Annotated in this window: 1 pseudogene; it reads right to left on the minus strand. The window is 57.8% G+C overall.

The features are described 5' to 3' along the window. Window positions 1-417 (minus strand): annotated as a pseudogene (locus L972_RS06390) (IS3 family transposase); the annotation flags it as partial.

Consider the following 417-nt stretch of genomic DNA (forward strand, 5'->3'; position numbering starts at 1 on the left):
CCAGACTTCGTTGGGCTTCGTCGGCGCAAAGACCTGACCAAGGAGATTCTCCGCCACCGGCAGGGAATGAGAAGAATGGGTTGTCGCCTTGAATTTGCGCTTTTGTTTGCAAGACAACCCCATTTCACGGCGCAATCGCCCAATCCGGTCCCGTCCGGCGTAAAATCCTTCGGCGGCCAACTCAGCTTGTAAACGCGCTTCGCCATAGGTCTGGCGCGTCTTGTTGTGAGCAGCCCGAATGGCGACCTTGAGTCGTTCATCTTCTTGTTGGCGCTGTGACGGTGGACGCTGGCGCCAGTGGTAGAAGCCCGCACGAGAGACCTCCAGCACACGACAGATAACGGAAACGGGATAGCGGTCCTGCTAGTTGGCTATCCACGCGTACTTGGCAGTGACTCCTGAGCAAAGTACGCGGCG

Origin of the sequence: Aeromonas sp. ZOR0001, assembly GCF_000801015.1 — a bacterium.
GTDB classification, from domain to species: domain Bacteria; phylum Pseudomonadota; class Gammaproteobacteria; order Enterobacterales; family Aeromonadaceae; genus Aeromonas; species Aeromonas veronii.